General features: G+C 39.3%; 16 protein-coding genes. 4 read left to right on the top strand and 12 right to left on the bottom strand.

What is annotated here, in order from left to right; translation table 11 throughout:
* Positions 1 to 273: 273 nt before the first annotated feature.
* Together FTV27_RS00080 and FTV27_RS00075 are read right to left on the bottom strand one after the other, a co-directional pair.
* Positions 274 to 804 carry a YaeQ family protein gene (locus FTV27_RS00080; protein ID WP_078191423.1) on the bottom strand — a complete coding sequence of 177 codons (531 nt, stop codon included), beginning with the start codon at positions 802 to 804 and terminating at the stop codon, positions 274 to 276.
* Between the two features lie 65 nt (positions 805 to 869).
* Positions 870 to 1,883, bottom strand: a complete 1,014-nt coding sequence (locus FTV27_RS00075) for a GTP-binding protein (protein ID WP_180076707.1) — start codon at positions 1,881 to 1,883, stop codon at positions 870 to 872.
* A gap of 568 nt (positions 1,884 to 2,451) precedes the next feature.
* Here FTV27_RS00075 and FTV27_RS00070 point away from each other — a divergent pair.
* The 3 genes from FTV27_RS00070 to FTV27_RS00060 all read left to right on the top strand — a co-directional run bounded on the left by FTV27_RS00070 (position 2,452) and on the right by FTV27_RS00060 (position 5,424).
* Positions 2,452 to 2,673 (top strand): hypothetical protein, encoded by a 222-nt coding sequence (locus tag FTV27_RS00070; RefSeq protein WP_078191424.1) that lies wholly within the window; start codon positions 2,452 to 2,454, stop codon positions 2,671 to 2,673.
* 343 nt (positions 2,674 to 3,016) lie between these two features.
* A complete protein-coding gene (locus FTV27_RS00065; protein ID WP_180076706.1) occupies positions 3,017 to 4,621 on the top strand; it encodes a bifunctional 3-(3-hydroxy-phenyl)propionate/3-hydroxycinnamic acid hydroxylase in 1,605 nt (534 codons plus the stop codon).
* 299 nt (positions 4,622 to 4,920) lie between these two features.
* The gene (locus FTV27_RS00060) at positions 4,921 to 5,424 is read left to right on the top strand and encodes a hypothetical protein (protein ID WP_180076705.1); all 504 of its coding nucleotides are present in this window, start codon (positions 4,921 to 4,923) and stop codon (positions 5,422 to 5,424) included.
* Between the two features lie 175 nt (positions 5,425 to 5,599).
* Here the strand turns inward: FTV27_RS00060 and FTV27_RS00055 are convergent, their stop codons facing one another.
* Positions 5,600 to 6,208 (bottom strand): glutathione S-transferase family protein, encoded by a 609-nt coding sequence (locus FTV27_RS00055; RefSeq protein WP_180055598.1) that lies wholly within the window; start codon positions 6,206 to 6,208, stop codon positions 5,600 to 5,602.
* 215 nt (positions 6,209 to 6,423) lie between these two features.
* Here FTV27_RS00055 and FTV27_RS00050 point away from each other — a divergent pair, with 215 nt between their 5' ends.
* The gene (locus tag FTV27_RS00050) at positions 6,424 to 7,332 is read left to right on the top strand and encodes a DUF4349 domain-containing protein (protein ID WP_180023183.1); all 909 of its coding nucleotides are present in this window, start codon (positions 6,424 to 6,426) and stop codon (positions 7,330 to 7,332) included.
* Between the two features lie 120 nt (positions 7,333 to 7,452).
* Here the strand turns inward: FTV27_RS00050 and FTV27_RS00045 are convergent, their stop codons facing one another.
* From FTV27_RS00045 to FTV27_RS00005, 9 genes are all read right to left on the bottom strand, one after another.
* Positions 7,453 to 8,346, bottom strand: a complete 894-nt coding sequence (locus FTV27_RS00045) for a LysR substrate-binding domain-containing protein (protein ID WP_180023182.1) — start codon at positions 8,344 to 8,346, stop codon at positions 7,453 to 7,455.
* Complete coding sequence (locus FTV27_RS00040) at positions 8,346 to 9,551, bottom strand: MFS transporter (RefSeq protein WP_078192239.1); 1,206 nt, start codon at positions 9,549 to 9,551, stop codon at positions 8,346 to 8,348. The genes FTV27_RS00045 and FTV27_RS00040 overlap by 1 nt, the downstream gene beginning before the upstream one ends.
* Positions 9,548 to 10,144 (bottom strand): TetR/AcrR family transcriptional regulator, encoded by a 597-nt coding sequence (locus tag FTV27_RS00035; protein ID WP_180023181.1) that lies wholly within the window; start codon positions 10,142 to 10,144, stop codon positions 9,548 to 9,550. The genes FTV27_RS00040 and FTV27_RS00035 overlap by 4 nt, the downstream gene beginning before the upstream one ends.
* A 197-nt stretch (positions 10,145 to 10,341) precedes the next feature.
* Positions 10,342 to 10,863, bottom strand: coding sequence for an acyl-CoA thioesterase (locus FTV27_RS00030; RefSeq protein ID WP_078192241.1), 522 nt, complete (start codon positions 10,861 to 10,863; stop codon positions 10,342 to 10,344).
* A 280-nt stretch (positions 10,864 to 11,143) separates the two neighbouring features.
* Positions 11,144 to 11,320, bottom strand: coding sequence for a hypothetical protein (locus FTV27_RS00025; RefSeq protein ID WP_171319286.1), 177 nt, complete (start codon positions 11,318 to 11,320; stop codon positions 11,144 to 11,146).
* 386 nt (positions 11,321 to 11,706) lie between these two features.
* Positions 11,707 to 12,699, bottom strand: coding sequence for a patatin-like phospholipase family protein (locus FTV27_RS00020; protein ID WP_180009823.1), 993 nt, complete (start codon positions 12,697 to 12,699; stop codon positions 11,707 to 11,709).
* A 242-nt stretch (positions 12,700 to 12,941) separates the two neighbouring features.
* Positions 12,942 to 14,417: a sodium:alanine symporter family protein gene (locus tag FTV27_RS00015; protein WP_180076704.1), complete on the bottom strand. Its 1,476-nt coding sequence runs from the start codon at positions 14,415 to 14,417 to the stop codon at positions 12,942 to 12,944.
* A 63-nt stretch (positions 14,418 to 14,480) separates the two neighbouring features.
* Positions 14,481 to 15,722 carry a sodium/glutamate symporter gene (gene gltS / locus FTV27_RS00010; RefSeq protein WP_078192244.1) on the bottom strand — a complete coding sequence of 414 codons (1,242 nt, stop codon included), beginning with the start codon at positions 15,720 to 15,722 and terminating at the stop codon, positions 14,481 to 14,483.
* A 629-nt stretch (positions 15,723 to 16,351) separates the two neighbouring features.
* Positions 16,352 to 17,629, bottom strand: a complete 1,278-nt coding sequence (locus tag FTV27_RS00005; RefSeq protein ID WP_180076703.1) for a DcaP family trimeric outer membrane transporter — start codon at positions 17,627 to 17,629, stop codon at positions 16,352 to 16,354.
* Positions 17,630 to 17,959: the final 330 nt, after the last annotated feature.

The raw sequence follows: 17,959 nt of genomic DNA, 5'->3' as shown, positions 1-17,959 counted from the left end.
GCTCTAAAAGTTTGAACGTTCATTGAATGAAGACGTTTATGCGGTAAGAACAACGCTATTTACATAGCTAATAAAGAGGATTCATCCATAGGCATTACATAAATTGAGGGCTAGAAATTTTCCCGAATTAAATTTTTATTTTGGTTTTAGATTGACTGAGTTTCAAATCAACTTTTAAATTAACAGAATTGTATTAGCTGAAAAATAGTTATAGCAACAAGGATGCAAGCCTGAACTCACATCCATCGTGATGAATTAAATCAAATCATGCGCTTATTGCAATTGTGTCCATTCAATCACCGCTTGAGCTTTATCACCAATCAAAGTCCATTCGCCATCCATTACGTTTAATTGTAAAGACATGGTTCGTTCGCATAACTCTTGAATGGCAGCTGTACTCGCTTCAGATAATTGCCAAATTTCAACATTCTTCAGGGTTTTCAGTTTGCTGTTGCGTTTATACCATTCGTCTACTGAAGAACCATAGGTAATCACAGCAACGTGTGGGCAACGTGCGCTGGCTTTTTTGACTTTATCTTCGTCAGGGCAACCGACTTCAATCCATTTCACCAATTGACCTGTTAAATCTTTTTCCCACAGCGCTGGTTCGTCAGTTTCGAAAAGATCTTTGGTAAATTCTAAGGCTTCATCTGCATAGCGTGCATATGCCAAGACACGCACCATCAAACGTTCAATCGTTTCAGAAGGATGCAAAGCCATCGTCAATTGATAATCACCATATTGGTGTACATCCATATTGGCAATGTTCAAATCTGCTTTATAAATTGTAGCTTTTAGCGCCATGGTAAAGTCCTCAAATTTGGCGCTTAGCATATAAGATTTAGCAAGCTTTTGCTGCGTTGATTTACTTATTTCTCAGCTTTATCGGCATCGATACGGCACTGCATTAAACGATCTTCAAATTCGAGCCATTCACGTTCAGTCTGGTAAATAATTTCGACACGATTATCGATACTTTCCTCGCTCGACTGATAATTAAACTGATCGGGATTAAAGTTAAAGGTTTTCCACCCTTGGTCTGTCTGAAAAATACCTTTGATCCGTAGCCAATCTTGCTGCTCACAGAGTAAATCTAACAACTCAAAAAAATCAAAGGTCCATCGTTTTGGGAGTTTCCAACCTGCGACACTATAGCCCTGAGCGGATTCAACATAATGATAAGGCAACTGTTTAATTTCTGTGGGTACATCGACCAACGTTTGCTTTTGTATGGCCAATAAAGGCTGAATTTTACGCGGACTTCCCACATAGGCGAGATCAATATTTGTCAGTTTTAAATCACCTTTGACGACATTGATCCATTGCTGCTGATACGGTAAATACGTTTGTTTGAGTCGTTCCAAACCAGCTTGATCGGCATCACTCATACAATCAACATGCGACACCACAACGATTTGTGCCACTTTGAGTTGATCGGCATACAGGTTTTGCGACGTCCAATCTTGATCGTGTAAGCGTGAGCCATCGACCACGGTCACCAATGCTCGCATGGCTAAATGCGGATGCCAATGTGGCTCAGTCAATTGCTCCAAAAGCTGTCCCGGATGCCCCAAACCTGTCGGCTCGATAAACAGTCGGTCGGGTTTCACCTCTGACAATAACCGTGACAACGCAATTTGCATCGGCAGTTGGCTGCTACAACATAGACATCCACCCAATAATTCCTTCACCGCAAAGCCCTGATCTTGCGGCAACATCTGTTGATCGACCCCGATTTGCCCAAACTCATTCATCAGTACGGCCCAAGTTTCGCCCGCTGGCTTTTGCTTTAATAACTGCTGTAAAACTGTAGTTTTACCCGCACCTAAAAAGCCAGAAATAATATGAACCGGAATCGCACCGTGGGTAGAAACTAATTTCAAAAGTGAGTCACTCAAATAAATAGCCAATGATTGATGGCCTTTACCATAATGATTTCAAAAAAATGCTGCAAGCTTAGTGTTCATTTCTCTGTCTTCATTTTTCTAAAGCATAGATCAGCCTAGTATCCGAGGCATTGAATGATGATCTGGCTGTTAAACAGCCTGTTTATTCCATTTGCATGAATGCATGACATATCTGGTCACACTTTATTGGCATAGTTAACTCTTATATTTAAAAAAATGGTCATATCGAAAAGAATCCTTACATTTGGATTTTAGCGAAATTTTTGGATTCTGCTTATTTAAGACATCGATGTAATCATCATGTAAACAATGAATGAATCATGAAGTCGATTTGGTCATTTTTTCTTGCAAAGTTAAATGAAGATTCCGATATTTTTTTACATTTAAAACACAGGATGGACGGTTATGTATTCATCCAGTTAACCAGTCTGTTTCACTTTGTTGCTCGCATTGATCACTCGGTTTTCTCGATTTAGCATGAGTTCTCTCCTGATGGACGTGATGATCTTTTCAGGACTTACTAAAATATATAAGGATGCTCAAAATGAAATTAACTCAAATTTTACTTGCTTCTACTCTAGCTGCTGCAGCTGCAACAAGTTTTGCTGCGAGCAAAGATAAACAAGAAGCGCCTGAACAAGAAAAAGTAGTGGTTAGCACTCAAGAACAGCCAGCGACTGAAACAACTGCTGCTGAAGGTACTGCTGCTCAACCTGCTTCAGAAGCAAATGCTGAAGGTTCTGCACCAGCCCAACCTGCTCAGTAATAGACGAATAGCGTACTCCACACGCTAAATTCATTTAGTCTGCTGCTCAACATTTATCCCTCACTAATAAAATGTTGTGCTAAATGAATTAAAGTCGCCGGATCATTGAAAAATGGTTCGGCTTTTTTATGCTCAAAGCCACTGATTGATAGATTTTAATGATCGATAAATCATTCAAAATGATTGATGATTTTCATATAAATAAATATATATCATTCACTTAAAATAAAACCCTGCAAAAAACACGATAATTCGATTCATCGTTTCGACTTATGCCTAGCTTGTTGAAAGCCTAGCTTTAGAACTTAATAGTGGCATATGTGAAGTGATTGGATGTTTACGCATGAGCAATAAAGCAAATTACACAACGGAAGTTGCCATTCTGGGCGCAGGTCCTGTCGGCTTAACCATTGCAAACTACTTAAGTAAGCAAGGTGTCAAAGTCACTGTGATTGAACAACTGGACAGCCTGATTGACTACCCACGTGCGATTGGTATTGATGATGAATCATTACGTACCATCCAATCATTAGGTTTAGTGGATCAAGTGTTACCGCATACGACACCGAACCACGCGATGCGTTTCTTAACCCCTAAAGGCCGTTGTTTCGCAGACATTCAACCGCTCACTCGTGAATTTGGTTTCTCACGTCGTAATGCCTTTATTCAACCGCAAGTCGATAATGTACTGCTACAAGGTTTAAAACAGTACGAAACCACAAATGTTTTATTCTCTCGTCAATTGTCTGATTTTAGCCAAGATGCCAATGGTGTAACGCTCAATATTCAAAATAAAGACGGTGAAGCTGAAAAAATTCAAGCGCAGTATTTGATTGCTTGTGATGGTGGTAACTCAGTGGTACGTCGTACCCTCAACATCGGCTTCGATGGTAAAACTGCACCGAACCAATGGATCGTGATCGACATCAATAATGACCCACTTGCAACGCCACACATTTACCTATGCTGTGACCCTGTGCGTCCTTATGTATCTGCTGCTCTTCCACACGGTATTCGTCGTTTCGAATTTATGGTGATGCCTGGGGAGACTCAAGAAGAATTAAGCAAACCTGAAAACATTGCCAAATTATTGTCGAAAGTGCTTCCAACGACCGATGGTATTGAAGTGATTCGTCAGCGTGTTTATACCCACAATGCCCGTATTGCAGATAAATTCCGTGTAGACCGTATTTTACTTGCAGGCGATGCTGCGCACATCATGCCAGTTTGGCAAGGTCAAGGCTATAACAGTGGTATGCGCGATGCGTTCAACCTTGCGTGGAAAGTTGCAATGGTTGTACAAGGCAAAGCTGGCCCTGCGCTTTTAGATACGTACCAAGTTGAACGTAAAGATCATGCCAAAGCGATGATTGATCTTTCTGTAATGGCGGGTCATGTCCTTGCGCCACCAAAAAAATGGCAAGGTTTCGTGCGTGATGGTATCGCGTATGCGCTCAATTACATCAAACCGATCAAACAATATCTATTGGAAATGCGCTTCAAGCCAATGCCGAAGTACAACGATGGTGCATTGATCAATAACGGTGTTAAAGATTCACCTGTGGGTAAAATGTTCATTCAACCATATGTTCAACTTGAATCTGGTGAAAAAGTCCTACTTGATGAAGTCATCGGTAACGACTTTGCAATCATTGCTTGGGGCGTCGATCCAAAATGGGGTCTGTCAGATGCGACCATGAAAAAATGGCAAAAATTGGGCGTTAAATTTATCCAAGTATTGCCTGCTGTTCAGCTTAGCAATGAAAATCGCACCAAGTACGACAATGTGATCACGATTGGTGATATTGGTACCGATATTCGTGGTTGGTTTGGTAAAACCACTGAATCTATTACGATTCTTCGACCAGACCGTTTTGTTGCAGCGATTGCAATTCCACAAACTTTAGACAGCGTGAGCCAACAATTGTTTGCAAAATTGCATGCTTAATAATCCAAATAGATCTGCAAGAATTAAAAATTACCATGCATAAAGCATGGTGATTTTTTTCTATAATCACTATAAACATCAGATGCTATAATCGTTCAATACATAATTATAAGCTTCGCAAAATGCAAAAAAGATTTCAGAAATTATTCATTTATAGTTTGTTAGGTTTTATTTTTATCTGTTCACTCATTTTCGTAGAGATACATCATTTTCATGCCAATAGTTGGTTACCTATTTTCGTTTTTTGCCTCTGTTTTCTTATTTCTTTGAATTGCTATTTATTACGCTTAGAAAAAGATGTGAACAAAAACGAAGAATCTAATTTTTTGTCCTTCCATTTATACATTTCATTTTTTTATTCAGTCATTGCCAGCTTTTTTCTCACCACAGTGATTCTTGCTTTATTTGCATTACAAACTCAATATTTTGGTCAAGATAAAAATATCATTCTAAAAGGCCACGTCTATTCACCTACATTTACACTAGAAAAGAAGCCCTGCCGAGCTCGCCTTAAATTTCCCGAAAGTGGTTGGTCTACCTTCGCGTATCTCTGTCTAGATACCAAGAAACATAAATTTTCTGGTTATTACAAACTCCATTTGAAAACCAGTTTCGCAGGGGCTGCGGTTCAGCATTATTATTGGATTAATGATCAATTAACATATCAGCAGCATCGTGCCTTAGATATGGATCCACAACAAAAAAGACTGCTTGAAATATATGCCAAACTTGAAAGAGATTTAGGCCCACCTCTATCTGATGATGAAGCCCATGATTTTTTAAATAGAACCAACAACGATTGAGTCTATTTAATTTAGCGCAATATATGCCATACATTATCTAGGCAATAATTAAAATCGCTTTAGCATCTTCGTGATTGATTTTTAAAACTCTTTCTTTTTAGTTCTCAAAGAAAGAGTTATATGAATAGACATATAGCAACACTACGTTCAGTCATTAATCAAATAAGTATCCAAGTTAAACCGACTGAAACCAATGCACATCTTTTACCGATTCACGTTGCTGAATCTGCTGAATAAAAGGTTTAAATTCCTCTAAATATGGCAATATTTTGAATGAAATGGCATACACCATCCAATAAGCTAAATACAAATCTGCTGCGCTAATTTTATCCCCCAACAGATATGGCTGGGCCTGCGCAAGCCCTGTTTTAATAAAATCTAAAAGTATTTTTTCATTACCAAAACTCAAACTGCCACGTTTCTCATCCATCAACTCTGTGCTAATGCCGACATTTTTCATGTCCATGTATTCAGTCAGCGGACCATGACAGAAAAACATCCATTTCAAATATTCACCACGTTTGGGATCATCCAATGCGGGTGCCAAACCTTTGTCACTGAATTTATCGGCTAAATAACTAAAGATGGCTGCGGTCTCACTAATCACGACAATACCATCGACCAAGCAGGGAACTTTGCCCATGGGATTAATCTTGAGATATGCCGCTTGGTGCATCTCTTCATATGGCACTTCAATAATCTCAACTTCTGACTCGATGTCTAATTCTTTCAATAAAGGCAGAATAGTATTACTGCGTGAGCGTGGATTGCTGTAGAGTTTCATTGCTGGGTTCATTGTAGATATCCTTATTTTCATCCTTATTGTTCTATCTATGACTATACGCGGTTTTATGTAGAATTATGTTGCGTTCATCCGTGCTTTAAACACTTTCCGATACAATACGCCCGACTAATAATTACGCTAAATTTGAATTTATATTTAAAGCAAAAAGTATTTACTCCGACTTTCTGATAATCAAATAATTGAGCTCTACATCGATGAAAAATAAATATTTAATTGCCATGTTTACGGTGATTTTAATTTCAGGCTGTTCCAAGAAAACCGAAGAAATGGCAACTGAAGCCAGCGCAGATGCACAACCTGCTCAAGTCAGTACACAGCAAGATCAAGCAGCGGAAAGCACATCCAATGAGCCGTCTACCACGCCTGCAACAACACAAAAACCTGAAACTATTTTAAATGAGCAGGTCAACCCAGCCGAAGCCTCTCGTAAAATGGTTCGAGAAGCCAATGTCAGTTTTGAGTCGAAAGATGTGGTTAAAACGGCCTTAGAAATTGAAAAACTCACGCTAAGTTTAGGTGGCTTTATTGAACAGAAAAATATCGACTTTGTGGTGCAAGAGAGTCAATCCTACCCGATTGCTGACGGCAAAATTAAAATCTTTGAAAAAGTAAATCCGCAAGCGGAAATGATCATTCGTGTGCCAAGTGAAAAAGCTGCACATTTCGTTAATCAACTGTTGCCCCTTATGCATTTTTTGAACCGTCAGCAATATTCGGCAAAACGCTATGAGCTAAAACTACTCGAAGAAAAAATGTCGCAAACACAGGTCGTGCCCGACCATGTTGCAGCAGCACAAATCAATGAAATCTCACGCCTGACTCGCTTAGAAGTTCAAGATCGTGTCCGCTATAGCACGATTTTGATTGGCTTTACTCAACCTGCCACTGTCCGTGAACATATCGATATTAACCTTGATGCTATTGCGCAGTTAAATGGCGATAGTTTCTGGCAAAGAGCGTGGTACGGTATTCAAAAAGGTTGGCAATTTGTGTTGAGCCTGCTGGTTATTCTCATTACGATTTGGCCACTCTATCTGATTATTATTATCGGTTTGATTGCCTACCGTGTGATGAAACCCTATTTACAAAAATGGTTTAAATGAATGAGCTGAACAAGCTCCATTCTTCATTTAATCTATGATTAAAAATACGATAAATAAAAAAATCCCGAAGCGCTTAATTCGGGATTTTTTCATTTAAATCTTAGGGCAATATTTAAAGGCTTAGAAAAAGCCCATATAGAACTGCTCTTTTAATACTTTTAAAATCAACTCGATCGCATCATTTTTACGATCTTTTCGATAGCTCGCATACAGACCAATGGTCGGCAAGGGTTCAACTGTACTTTTAACCAATATTTTATCACCGAGCAATGGAATGACATAAGACGGCACCAAACTCCATCCCACGCCCATACCGACCAAATTGACATTTAACAAAATATTGGTCGAGTGCTGTACCAAGTTCACATTCAGTTTATTTTGCTTAAAGAAATCTTGAATAATTCGGTATAGCTCAGGTGATGAGTGTTCATCGCTAATAATAAAATCCTGATTATTCATGTTTTTAATGCTGATATACCGCTGTTCTGCAACAGGCGAATTTTTCGGTACAATCAGCGCCAAAGGCTCAGTAAAAATCTGAACAGATTCTATATCAGGGCTTTCTTCGACATAACGGGTAAAGGCAATATCAATCTCTCCTTTACGCACTGCACTGATTTGATCGACATCCATTAAACTATGAAAATGAATTTTTAACTCAGGAAACTGAGCTCGAATATTTGGCATGATATAAGGAAAGACCTTCATTTCAGCCACAGGAACAAAGCCGATATTCAGTTGTTCTTTACTGAGCTTCGCAATTTGACGCGCATCTATCATGGCTTTTTCAGCATGCTCTAAACTCAAACGCGCTTCTTTTAAAAAGGCCTGACCTTCTGCAGTCAGTTCAACTTTTCGGTTGGTTCGCATCAATAATTGCACCCCAACTTCCTGTTCTAGGTCTTTAATTTGCTGACTTAAAGAAGGTTGCACAGTACACATTCGCTGCGCAGCCTTGGTAAAATTTAGCTCTTCGGCAACCGCAACAAAATATCGTAGATGTCGTAATTCCATTATTCAGCTCCTAAAGCACTGCGTTTGAATTGGTTTGCCACGAATAGACGATACATCCACGTAGTGAACAGTACCATCACCGCACAAAATAAATAGGTTGCCTGAAATCCAAAGTATGCAATCAGCACACCCATAATGACCGAACCGACAGCAAGGCCAATATCAAACAAGGCAAAAAAGGTGGATATCGCATGTCCCATTCGGGCTTTTTCTACCGTTTGAATCGCGACCGTTTGCAGGCATGGGAACACTGAACCGTAGCCGATGCCCATAAAAACTGCCGATATCCAAAGCACCCATTGATTCGTGAGAAAACTCACAACCACCAAACCAATGGCAAAGCAAATAAATGATGGATAGATGACTGCACTCGGGCCTTTACGATCATAGACTTTGCCAACCCAAGGACGGACGAGCAACATCGACACAGCAAAGACAATAAAAAAGATACTGGTATAAGCGAGTAAATGCTTCAACTCTGCATAAGCGGTGATAAAACTCATCACACTCGAATATGCAAATGCGGTCAGCAATGCCACAAAACTGATGGCAAGTACCCGTGTTTCTATCACATCACGCCATTGGATGGCTGCGGATTGGCTCGCTTGATCACTTGATTTATGCTGTACGTGTTCTTGTATTTGAACTAACCACGTAAAAATATAGCCCACTGCAACCAATAAGGCTAATACTGCAAATAAGGTACTAAAACTGCTGAATTGAATCATACTCAGCGCTAAAAATGGCCCGATCACCACGCCTAAGTTGGTCGACATGACAAAGTAGCCCATGCCTTCGCCCTTTCGATGATCTGGGATGTAATCATTTACGATGGGAACATTGACCGTGGTTAATATACTGAACCAAAAACCATGTAAAAAACGAATGACTAGCAACGACCACATGCTGTCAATCCACAAATAACTCAGCGCAAAAACGACAAAAATAAAGCCTGAAATACGTACAGAATTGGCTTTACCAAAACGCTCAATGATCATGCCGGAAAAGGGACGAATCGCAATGGATGAAACCAAAAATAGCGTCAAAGCCATACCCGCTTGCTGAATCGAACCACCCAATTCTTTCATAATATAAATGGGCAATATGGTCAGCAGCGCAAAGTAATAGCTAAATAAAAACAAGTTATTACACAGACAAAAAACAAAAGACTTGTTCCATAACGATGCCTGATGTTGAGTAGTCATGAGGTCATTTCCTCGCTGCTAGGCGTGGCTTGGGACTGCGTAAAAATCGGGTTTAGCGCCAACTGCACCAGTCGCTTGATATAGTCTTCATCTGGCTGAGTGTTAAAGAAAATGATCTGATAATGAATCGGGCCGTACAACATATCCAACATGAGTTCGAAAGGATAATTCGCGCGAATTTCGCCTCGTTGAATGGCCAATTGGATCAGCTCACGTGTGGCTTCTCGTCGAGGTAATAAATACTGTTTAAAAAACTCACCCGCTGCTTCACGATGCTCCGCCAATACAACCAGCAATGCTCGACCCACGTGCTGATTTAAAGCCCGTGATAGTTTGAGCAATTGTTGATTTAGATTGAACTCTAAACTTTGTGATAAATCGAGTTCAAACACCGACGCGGTGTGCGCTTTAAAAGCATCGAAAACCAGATCGGACTTATGCTTCCACCAACGGTAAATCGTCGATTTTCCCACGCCTGCACGAGCCGCAATATCTTCAATGGTCATGCTTCGATAATCACTTTCCGCTAAAGCATCTGTGACTGCCTGTAAGATACATTGCTTACGCCGAGAAGTTTTTTCAGTTTCACTCATAATTTAAAAACGAAACGCTACGTATCGTTTTATATTAAACAGTATTGGACTGAATGACTATCTTTAACTGAGCTTCGAAGAATAAACTTTAGTCGCACACTCGGAACTCAAATCTCAACTGCACTCTCCAGACGAATTTCAGAATACAAAAAAAGATCGCCTAAGCGATCTTTTCAAATATTCAGCCACCAAAGTGATTAGCTTTGTGTCGACTTTTTATAAATACTGCAAGAAGGATGATGATTTTCCTGTAAACGTGCCACTTTACGTTGTTCCGCAGCTTCGAAACGACAACGTTTCCAGTCATTATCTAGATTCAATGCTGGAATTTGTTTCGGCTTACCTTGATCATCAACAGCGACCATTGTGAAATAGCAACTATTGGTATGACGTACTGTACGTTTTTGAATGTTCTGCGCTTCAACACGAATACCAATTTCCATTGAAGTACGACCAACATGGTTCACACTTGCAAGGAAAGTCACTAACTCACCCACGTGAATTGGTTCTTTAAAATTCACTTTATCGACTGATAGTGTCACCACGTAGCTACCAGAATAGCGACTTGCACAAGCATACGCGACTTGGTCTAACAATTTTAGAATCGTTCCACCATGCACATTACCCGAAAAATTCGCCATGTCAGGAGTCATTAAAACTGACATCGATAATTCTGACTGGTCGTCTAGTGCATTCGCAATTTGATCTAATGGGGACATCTTGTTTCTCTAGACTCGTGATATAACAATGATTAATGTGATTATTATATAGATTTTAATCAAAATTAAATGTTCAAATCGGCAAAAAAACCATCATTATTATTTATAGTGATCACACCATCATTCAGTAAAATATATATCGATAACGATATACACCCGATAAACAAGTATTTATCACGCTATCTATCAGTTTTTTGATCAAAGCTATGCTGTGTTTTATATTTAAAACATATTCATTAAAACGCGTTGTTCATCGATTCAACATAGCACGGCATTAAACTTAATCTTCTAAGACTTTTAACATCTCGAAAGATACATTGTCATAGCTGGTTTTTTGCCCAAAATCATTGGTACTTTCTAGCGTGTAAGAATTATCTACATGTACATGAGTGACAATAAATACCCTCTCTTCCATCATCGCAAGCTTTACTTTTTGTCCTACATCAAGCGTTTTCATCTACAGCTACCTTTAAAATATTTATTGGTTTTAAGTATTAATAACCTGATGATATTCTAAACACTTCAACAGTATTGGTAAATGTAAGCACATGAATAAAAACGCTAATATAGGTATATACTCTTAAAATCTACGTAAAACCAATTAATATGATTTTTTTAATTAATTTCAAATAATTAACTGTATATTTTCGTATTATTAAGATTTTTATATTTGGCAAATCTTTTGATTAAGACCTAAAACCAATCAACATCCAAGATATTAATGATTACTAGATACTATTGAGCATGGGAAAAGCTGAGAGCAAAAATTAAAATGCTTTGCTGAAATAAAAATGCACCCTGAGAGGTGAACAGGATGCGTTTAAATTTGCGAATCGTATCAGCCTAGTCTTTGGCTGCCAAATAAGGAATATGATGTCCCTTGCTATATTGGTGTTCAGCATAAACCCGAGAAATCTCTCCAAGTTTTTCCAAGGTTGCCTCTTCACCTGCAAGCATCGTCGCTTCACGCCCTTTCACATCAAATATATGTGCTTTTTCACGTAAATCAGGTTGAATCACAATGTCTGCTCGCTTGAGCTCTTCTTGAGCTAAACGATTTTGCATAATATTGATATTTTGGTTAAACAAGCCCCAAACATTCGACGTTTCGGTATGAATCGGTCGTGCCAAAATATCCACCGCAATAATAATATCTGCCCCTAAATCGCGTGCAACGTCCACAGGAACAGGACTGACCAAGCCACCATCGACATATTCTGTATCTTCAATAATCGTTGGAATAAACATACTCGGAATTGACACCGAAGCACGAACAGCCTGCCCCGTATTGCCATAATTGAACACGACTTTTTTGCCATCTTTTAACTCGGTTGCCACCACATACATTGGGGTTTTTAGCAACTCTAAAGGCACATCATCAACTTGCTCATTGATATAATCTTCAACTTTTTTACCGTCAAAAAAGCCTTTTTTGTCCAAACGTATTTCTCGAACATCATTGGCTTTCATATTTAAGGCGATATCTCTTAACTCATTGGCACTTTTACCTGAAGCATAGATTGAACCCACAATGCTACCCGCACTGGTTCCAACAATAAAATCTGGGTGTATTCCCTGCTGTTCAAGTATCTGAATGGCGCCAATGTGTGCATAACCACGTGCCCCACCACTCCCTAAAACCAAAGCAACAATCGGACGCTTTTCCTGCTTTTTCACTTTTTTAAAGTCAATGCGGTTATTCGCCACTTGAGCAGGTGCTGCTGTATAAGTTCGAATTTGTGATGTTGTTTCAGCGCTGACCTTTTTTGAGCCCACACTTTGACAACCTACAAGGCTGATTGCGAATGCAGTCATCAAAACAGTTATGCTTTTCATTGAGAGATATTCCAAATGCAACTCGAGATTTGAAGAGAAAAAGTAGTCTAATCAGTCCACATTCACGTCACTGTTATTATTCGTTAATGCCTCTGATCGATGCACATTATATTGACATACAACCTAGAAAGTCATTGGCTGTCAAAGTTTCAATGTCTAGCAGAATTTCCACATCAGGATTCAAGCCCTTTACTAGCAAAAAAAGCCCCGATAACGGAGCTTTTTAAAGTTAATTTTTGACTTTACCAAATATCGGAATTAACGCGATCCTTATATTTTGGATGTTCATCCATTTTAAATACTGGCTCTTTTACACCCCGTTTTAACTGTGAGGTGTAGTCTTTCATCAGCATCAATAAGAATGGCGTCAGCAATAAAATCGCAAAGAGGTTAATACTCGCCATCACGCCCATGAAGAGATCCGCTAAGTTCCAAATCAGTGGCACACTCATGATTGAGCCAAAGTACACCATCATGAGGACGACTACGCGGAATATAAACATGACCTTAGGATTGTTATTGATAAACTGCACATTACCTTCAGCATAAGCATAGTTACCGATTACTGAAGAATAAGCGAATAAGAACAAGATTATGGCAAGGAAGTCATCTCCCCATGCGCCAATCTGGCTTTCAAGCGCCATTTGCGTCAAAGCAACACCCTCAAAGCCTGCATTTTCATACAAGCCAGATGCCAAAATAATGATCGCCGTACAGGTACACACCACAAATGTATCAACAAAGACACCGAGCATCTGAACCAGGCCTTGATTGACCGGGTGTTTAACATCTGATGCTGCCGCAGCATTCGGAGCAGAACCCATACCCGCTTCGTTTGAGAATAATCCACGCTTAATGCCTTGCATCATCGCCATAGAAACCATAGCACCGAAGAAACCACCAGCCGCAGCATCAAACTCAAATGCTTTGCTGAATATTAACTGGAAGATATCAGGCAAGATTGCAAAGTTAGCAAAAGCGATATAGAGCGCGACTGCCAAATAAAGTAATGCCATAAATGGAACAAAACGTTCTGCCACTTTTGCAATACGCTTAATACCACCAAAAATAATCAGCGCGGTAATGAACACCAAGAACAAACCTACCCAAGAGATTTCGAAACCAAAACCACCTAAGTCTAAAATGATATTGGCTTTATCCCAGCCCCACGCATGTGAGGTCGCACCTGTAATCGCATTGGCTTGCACCGCATTAAAGACAAAACCGTAGGTTGAAATCAGCGCGATGGCAAAAACCACGCCCAACCACTTTTGCTTTAAGCCTTGCGTGATGTAATACGCTGGACCACCACGGAATTGCTGATTTTGCGTATCACGCACTTTAAAGAGCTGTGCAAGTGAAGACTCCACAAATGCAGAACTCATGCCTAAAAATGCGGTAAACCACATCCAGAACACTGCACCCGGCCCACCAATTGCAATCGCAATTGCAACACCTGCGACATTACCCACACCGACACGACTTGCCAGTCCAGTCACAAAGGCTTGGAATGGTGTAATCCCATGCTCATCATCGCCTTCTTTACGGCTAGATTTCATCACTTTAATACTATGAAAAAATAGACGAATCTGAACTGCACCAGTGATTAAGGTATAAAAAATACCAACCGCCACTAAAAATACGACTAAGAAATCCCAAAGCGGATCATTAAAAACTTTGACCCAGCTCATCAGGGTTTCGTTTAATTGTTCATTCATATTCAACCCTAGTTTTAAATGGTCAAAAGTATAAAAGGCTCTTTTTTGAAGAGCCTTTCTAAATTAAGCAAAGAATTTAAGAATTAATTGAATAACTGTTGCGTTAATCAAATCAACAAAAAATGCGCCACATAAAGGAACGATTAAGAAAGCCTTATGAGATGGACCATACATATTGGTAATGGCTTGCATATTTGCGACTGCGGTAGGTGTTGCCCCCATACCAAAACCACAATGACCCGCCGCTAAAACCGCAGCATCATAATTTTTGCCCATTACACGGAAAGTGATAAACGCAGCATATAGTGCCATTGTTAATGTTTGGGCTCCCAAAATCACAACTAATGGTCCTGCAAGATCTGATAGCTGCCATAGTTTCAACGATAATAGTGCCATTGCTAAGTACAGTGATAATGAAGCATTACCAAATACATCAATTGCACGATCAAATATTTGTACGCGGAAAATACCTTCTAATACATTACGTAAAATGACACCACCAGCTAAAGCCCATACAAATGTCGGTAATTCAAACATCGTACCTTTACTGAAAGCCGTCATAAAATCAGCAAATGCTAAACAGCCAGCAAATAAGCCCAAAGTCGTAATTGCATTATCTGCGGTAATTAAACGAACACGATGTGGATATTCAAAAGGTACATATTCTGTTGAATTAATATCAGCTAGTGGTGTGTTATCACTACGCTCAATTTGCTCATTCGTGCGCGGAGTTGCTAGGTGATAACGATTAATTAGCAACTTAGCTAATGGTCCACCAATAATACCACCAATGATTAAACCAAAAGTTGCACTTGCCATACCTAAAGCTAATGCACCTTGTATACCGTGTTCAACTTCAAGAATTTCACCCCATGCACCAGCTGTACCATGACCACCTGTCAACGTAATTGAACCTGCAATCAAACCAATCAGTGGATCAATACCCAATAAAGTGGCAAGACTGATACCAACGACATCCTGCACAACAATGAAAGAAGCAACGGCTACCAGAAAAATAACAAGACCAATTCCTCCTTCTTTCAATTTGGCAAAGTTTGCGCTTAAACCAATGGATGCGAAGAAAATTAGCATAAAACTGGTTTGTAATTCACTACTCGTAGTAATGCTATAACCCCAAATGCTATGTACAACCAATGAAATTATTGCAGCAACCAAACCACCAGCTACGGGCTCAGGAATATTGTAACGCCTCAAAAAACTGATTTTATTTACCAGAAAACGTCCTAATAAAAGAACGATCACCGCCGCAATTAAGGTATAAAATGCGTTAAAGCTAAATTCCATAATAATTTGTCCAAAATGGTTAGAATATTTATTAGTCCAATTAATAGAAATTAGTAGCGTTTATTAATTAAAATACAATTCCAATTTGTAAATTTAACTAATAAATCAGGCTACCAGCTATTCATTGCCAATCATAAATATTCATCATCTGATTCAAATATGTATGCCTGAGTTAAAAGAAGTGAAAACTCAATTCGACAAAACAAATCCATAAAAGCAGTTCATGCTTACTAAACCAACACTTACTACAATATTCACATCATAGATGAAATACATAAAATCAAATGCTGATTAGAAAAGTCGCACATTATGCGTGGAGAACAGAGAAATTTCATTAATTTTAATTACAAAAAGTTTTATTTGCTATAATTTAAAGTTATATCTGTTTGTTTTTACTAAAATGTATTCGCATTTTTTATCTATATAAAATATTAAAGATTTGAACATGCTGCCCATGTAGGACGTGGTTAAATGAATGCTTTAACCAGTACGACATCATGACTCAGGCGATTTAGTGGTTCCATCTGCTTAGTGCTATGGGTTAATTTGCGTTGAAAAATCTCCTGTTTCAACAAAAAAAGCCTGAACTGAGTCAGGCTTTTTTGATCGATTAGATCAGTAGTTTGTGCTTAGAAGCTATATTTAGCCATTAAGCCCACGCGGTCATCGTTATAAGATTCACCCGCAAAGTTTTTGCGTTTACCGTTTACATATTCCAAGCCAAGTTCAACTGGTTTTACAGGTGCGTAAATAAAGTTAATCCAAGCTTGCTGTGCTTCTTCATTCGCATTTGAGTTAGATGCATCTTTCGCATACGCGCTGCCATCATCCGCAAATAGCGCGCCGTAAGCTAAAGTCGAACGTAGTTTTTCATTAAACTTATAAGTTGCACCCACTTGTACAGCAGTGAATTTGTTTTGCTCGATGTTGCCATCTACCACAGAGTAAGCCGAGTTAGAACCATATAAATAGTTGCTGTTGCCTTCTGTATACGAGACATCACCATTCAATTTCAATTGATCAGTCACTGCATAAGATGCACCCGCTGCTACACCCCAAGCTGTTTCTGTATCATCCGCAGTTTTAGATTTGTAGTTTTCAACCAATGCACGAGCTGAAGCGGTACCTTTGCCTGCAGCAAAACCTTGAGTCACTTTGGCAGTTAAGTTTGGAAGGCGATACGTCGGATCTGCAGCAACAGTCCCTTTACTATCCCCTTCTTCCGCAGAAACAAATAATTGAGTATCTGGAGCTAACTTGTAGTTATAACGAACTTGAGGAATACGTGTAGTACCACCACCGACGTTTGTATTAAAGTCAATCATTTCTGGCGCATGACTAGACAAGAAGTTTGATGTCGTTTGACCAAATAACCAGTTATTAAAGGTTAAATAACCGTGACGTAAGCGAAGTCCATCATTTGAACCATTTGTATCTGCAAAGTCGACTTCAATTTTACCGCCGACTTTATTATCGCCACCCACTGGTGCGGTAAAATCTAAACCAAAACGCGTTGTTTTAGCAGTCGCGCGCAATTTGTCTTTTGTCGCACCAGTTGATGTATGTACGCTGTTGAAGTCATTATCCGCACCTTCAATGATGTAGTTCGCATCACCACGAACAAAACCGTAAAGATTTACATCTGCACCTGCTTTAGATTTCAAGCTTGCCGCTGGAGTAGCTGGTGGCGGTGGTGCAACAGGACGCGCTTTAACTTGCTGAATCTCTGTTTGTTGCTGTTGTTGAACTTGCTGCTGCGCTTTAATCAAACTTTTCAGTTCTGCAACTTCTGCACGTAATTGTTCAATTTCAGAAGTATTGCTGCCTGCATGAGCCATTGATACCGTTGCCAAACTCATGGCAACAACAAGGGTTTTCATTGGGTGGAATACAGTTTGAGTTTTCATCCTAAGCTCTCTATTGTCCTGTCATTGTTGTATACCCTAAATCCGGGTGCTTTGTTATTCAGCTATTTGAGCGGACAAATTTAAAGCTGCATATCCGTGCTTTAGTCGCATTAAAGCCCCAACTTGTAGCCCCCAAAAACGAAATACTTGAAAGCAAAAAGCAAAAACGCTGAATCCATCACTGAAAATAGACTGAAATATTTCTCTGTACACGACAAAAATAGATAACTCATTGAAATAATGTCACAATAATTGTTTTCTAACGACGAATACTATGACACATCTCAATGAGTTATATCTTATCTTAAACAAATCTCTAAAATGGAACAA

The organism is Acinetobacter sp. YH12251, from assembly GCF_013417465.1.
Lineage (GTDB): Bacteria > Pseudomonadota > Gammaproteobacteria > Pseudomonadales > Moraxellaceae > Acinetobacter > Acinetobacter amyesii.
This window is presented reverse-complemented; position numbering and strand designations above follow the sequence as displayed.

Coding starts and splice junctions, on each gene's coding strand:
- gltS (WP_078192244.1), bottom strand. CDS start 15,722: ATGGAATTTAGCTTTAACGCATTTTATACCTTAATTGCGGCGGTGATC.
- FTV27_RS00030 (WP_078192241.1), bottom strand. CDS start 10,863: ATGTCCCCATTAGATCAAATTGCGAATGCACTAGACGACCAGTCAGAA.
- FTV27_RS00020 (WP_180009823.1), bottom strand. CDS start 12,699: ATGAAAAGCATAACTGTTTTGATGACTGCATTCGCAATCAGCCTTGTA.
- FTV27_RS00025 (WP_171319286.1), bottom strand. CDS start 11,320: ATGAAAACGCTTGATGTAGGACAAAAAGTAAAGCTTGCGATGATGGAA.
- FTV27_RS00015 (WP_180076704.1), bottom strand. CDS start 14,417: ATGAATGAACAATTAAACGAAACCCTGATGAGCTGGGTCAAAGTTTTT.
- FTV27_RS00040 (WP_078192239.1), bottom strand. CDS start 9,551: ATGACTACTCAACATCAGGCATCGTTATGGAACAAGTCTTTTGTTTTT.
- FTV27_RS00050 (WP_180023183.1), top strand. CDS start 6,424: ATGAAAAATAAATATTTAATTGCCATGTTTACGGTGATTTTAATTTCA.
- FTV27_RS00070 (WP_078191424.1), top strand. CDS start 2,452: ATGAAATTAACTCAAATTTTACTTGCTTCTACTCTAGCTGCTGCAGCT.
- FTV27_RS00005 (WP_180076703.1), bottom strand. CDS start 17,629: ATGAAAACTCAAACTGTATTCCACCCAATGAAAACCCTTGTTGTTGCC.
- FTV27_RS00055 (WP_180055598.1), bottom strand. CDS start 6,208: ATGAAACTCTACAGCAATCCACGCTCACGCAGTAATACTATTCTGCCT.
- FTV27_RS00045 (WP_180023182.1), bottom strand. CDS start 8,346: ATGGAATTACGACATCTACGATATTTTGTTGCGGTTGCCGAAGAGCTA.
- FTV27_RS00080 (WP_078191423.1), bottom strand. CDS start 804: ATGGCGCTAAAAGCTACAATTTATAAAGCAGATTTGAACATTGCCAAT.
- FTV27_RS00065 (WP_180076706.1), top strand. CDS start 3,017: ATGAGCAATAAAGCAAATTACACAACGGAAGTTGCCATTCTGGGCGCA.
- FTV27_RS00035 (WP_180023181.1), bottom strand. CDS start 10,144: ATGAGTGAAACTGAAAAAACTTCTCGGCGTAAGCAATGTATCTTACAG.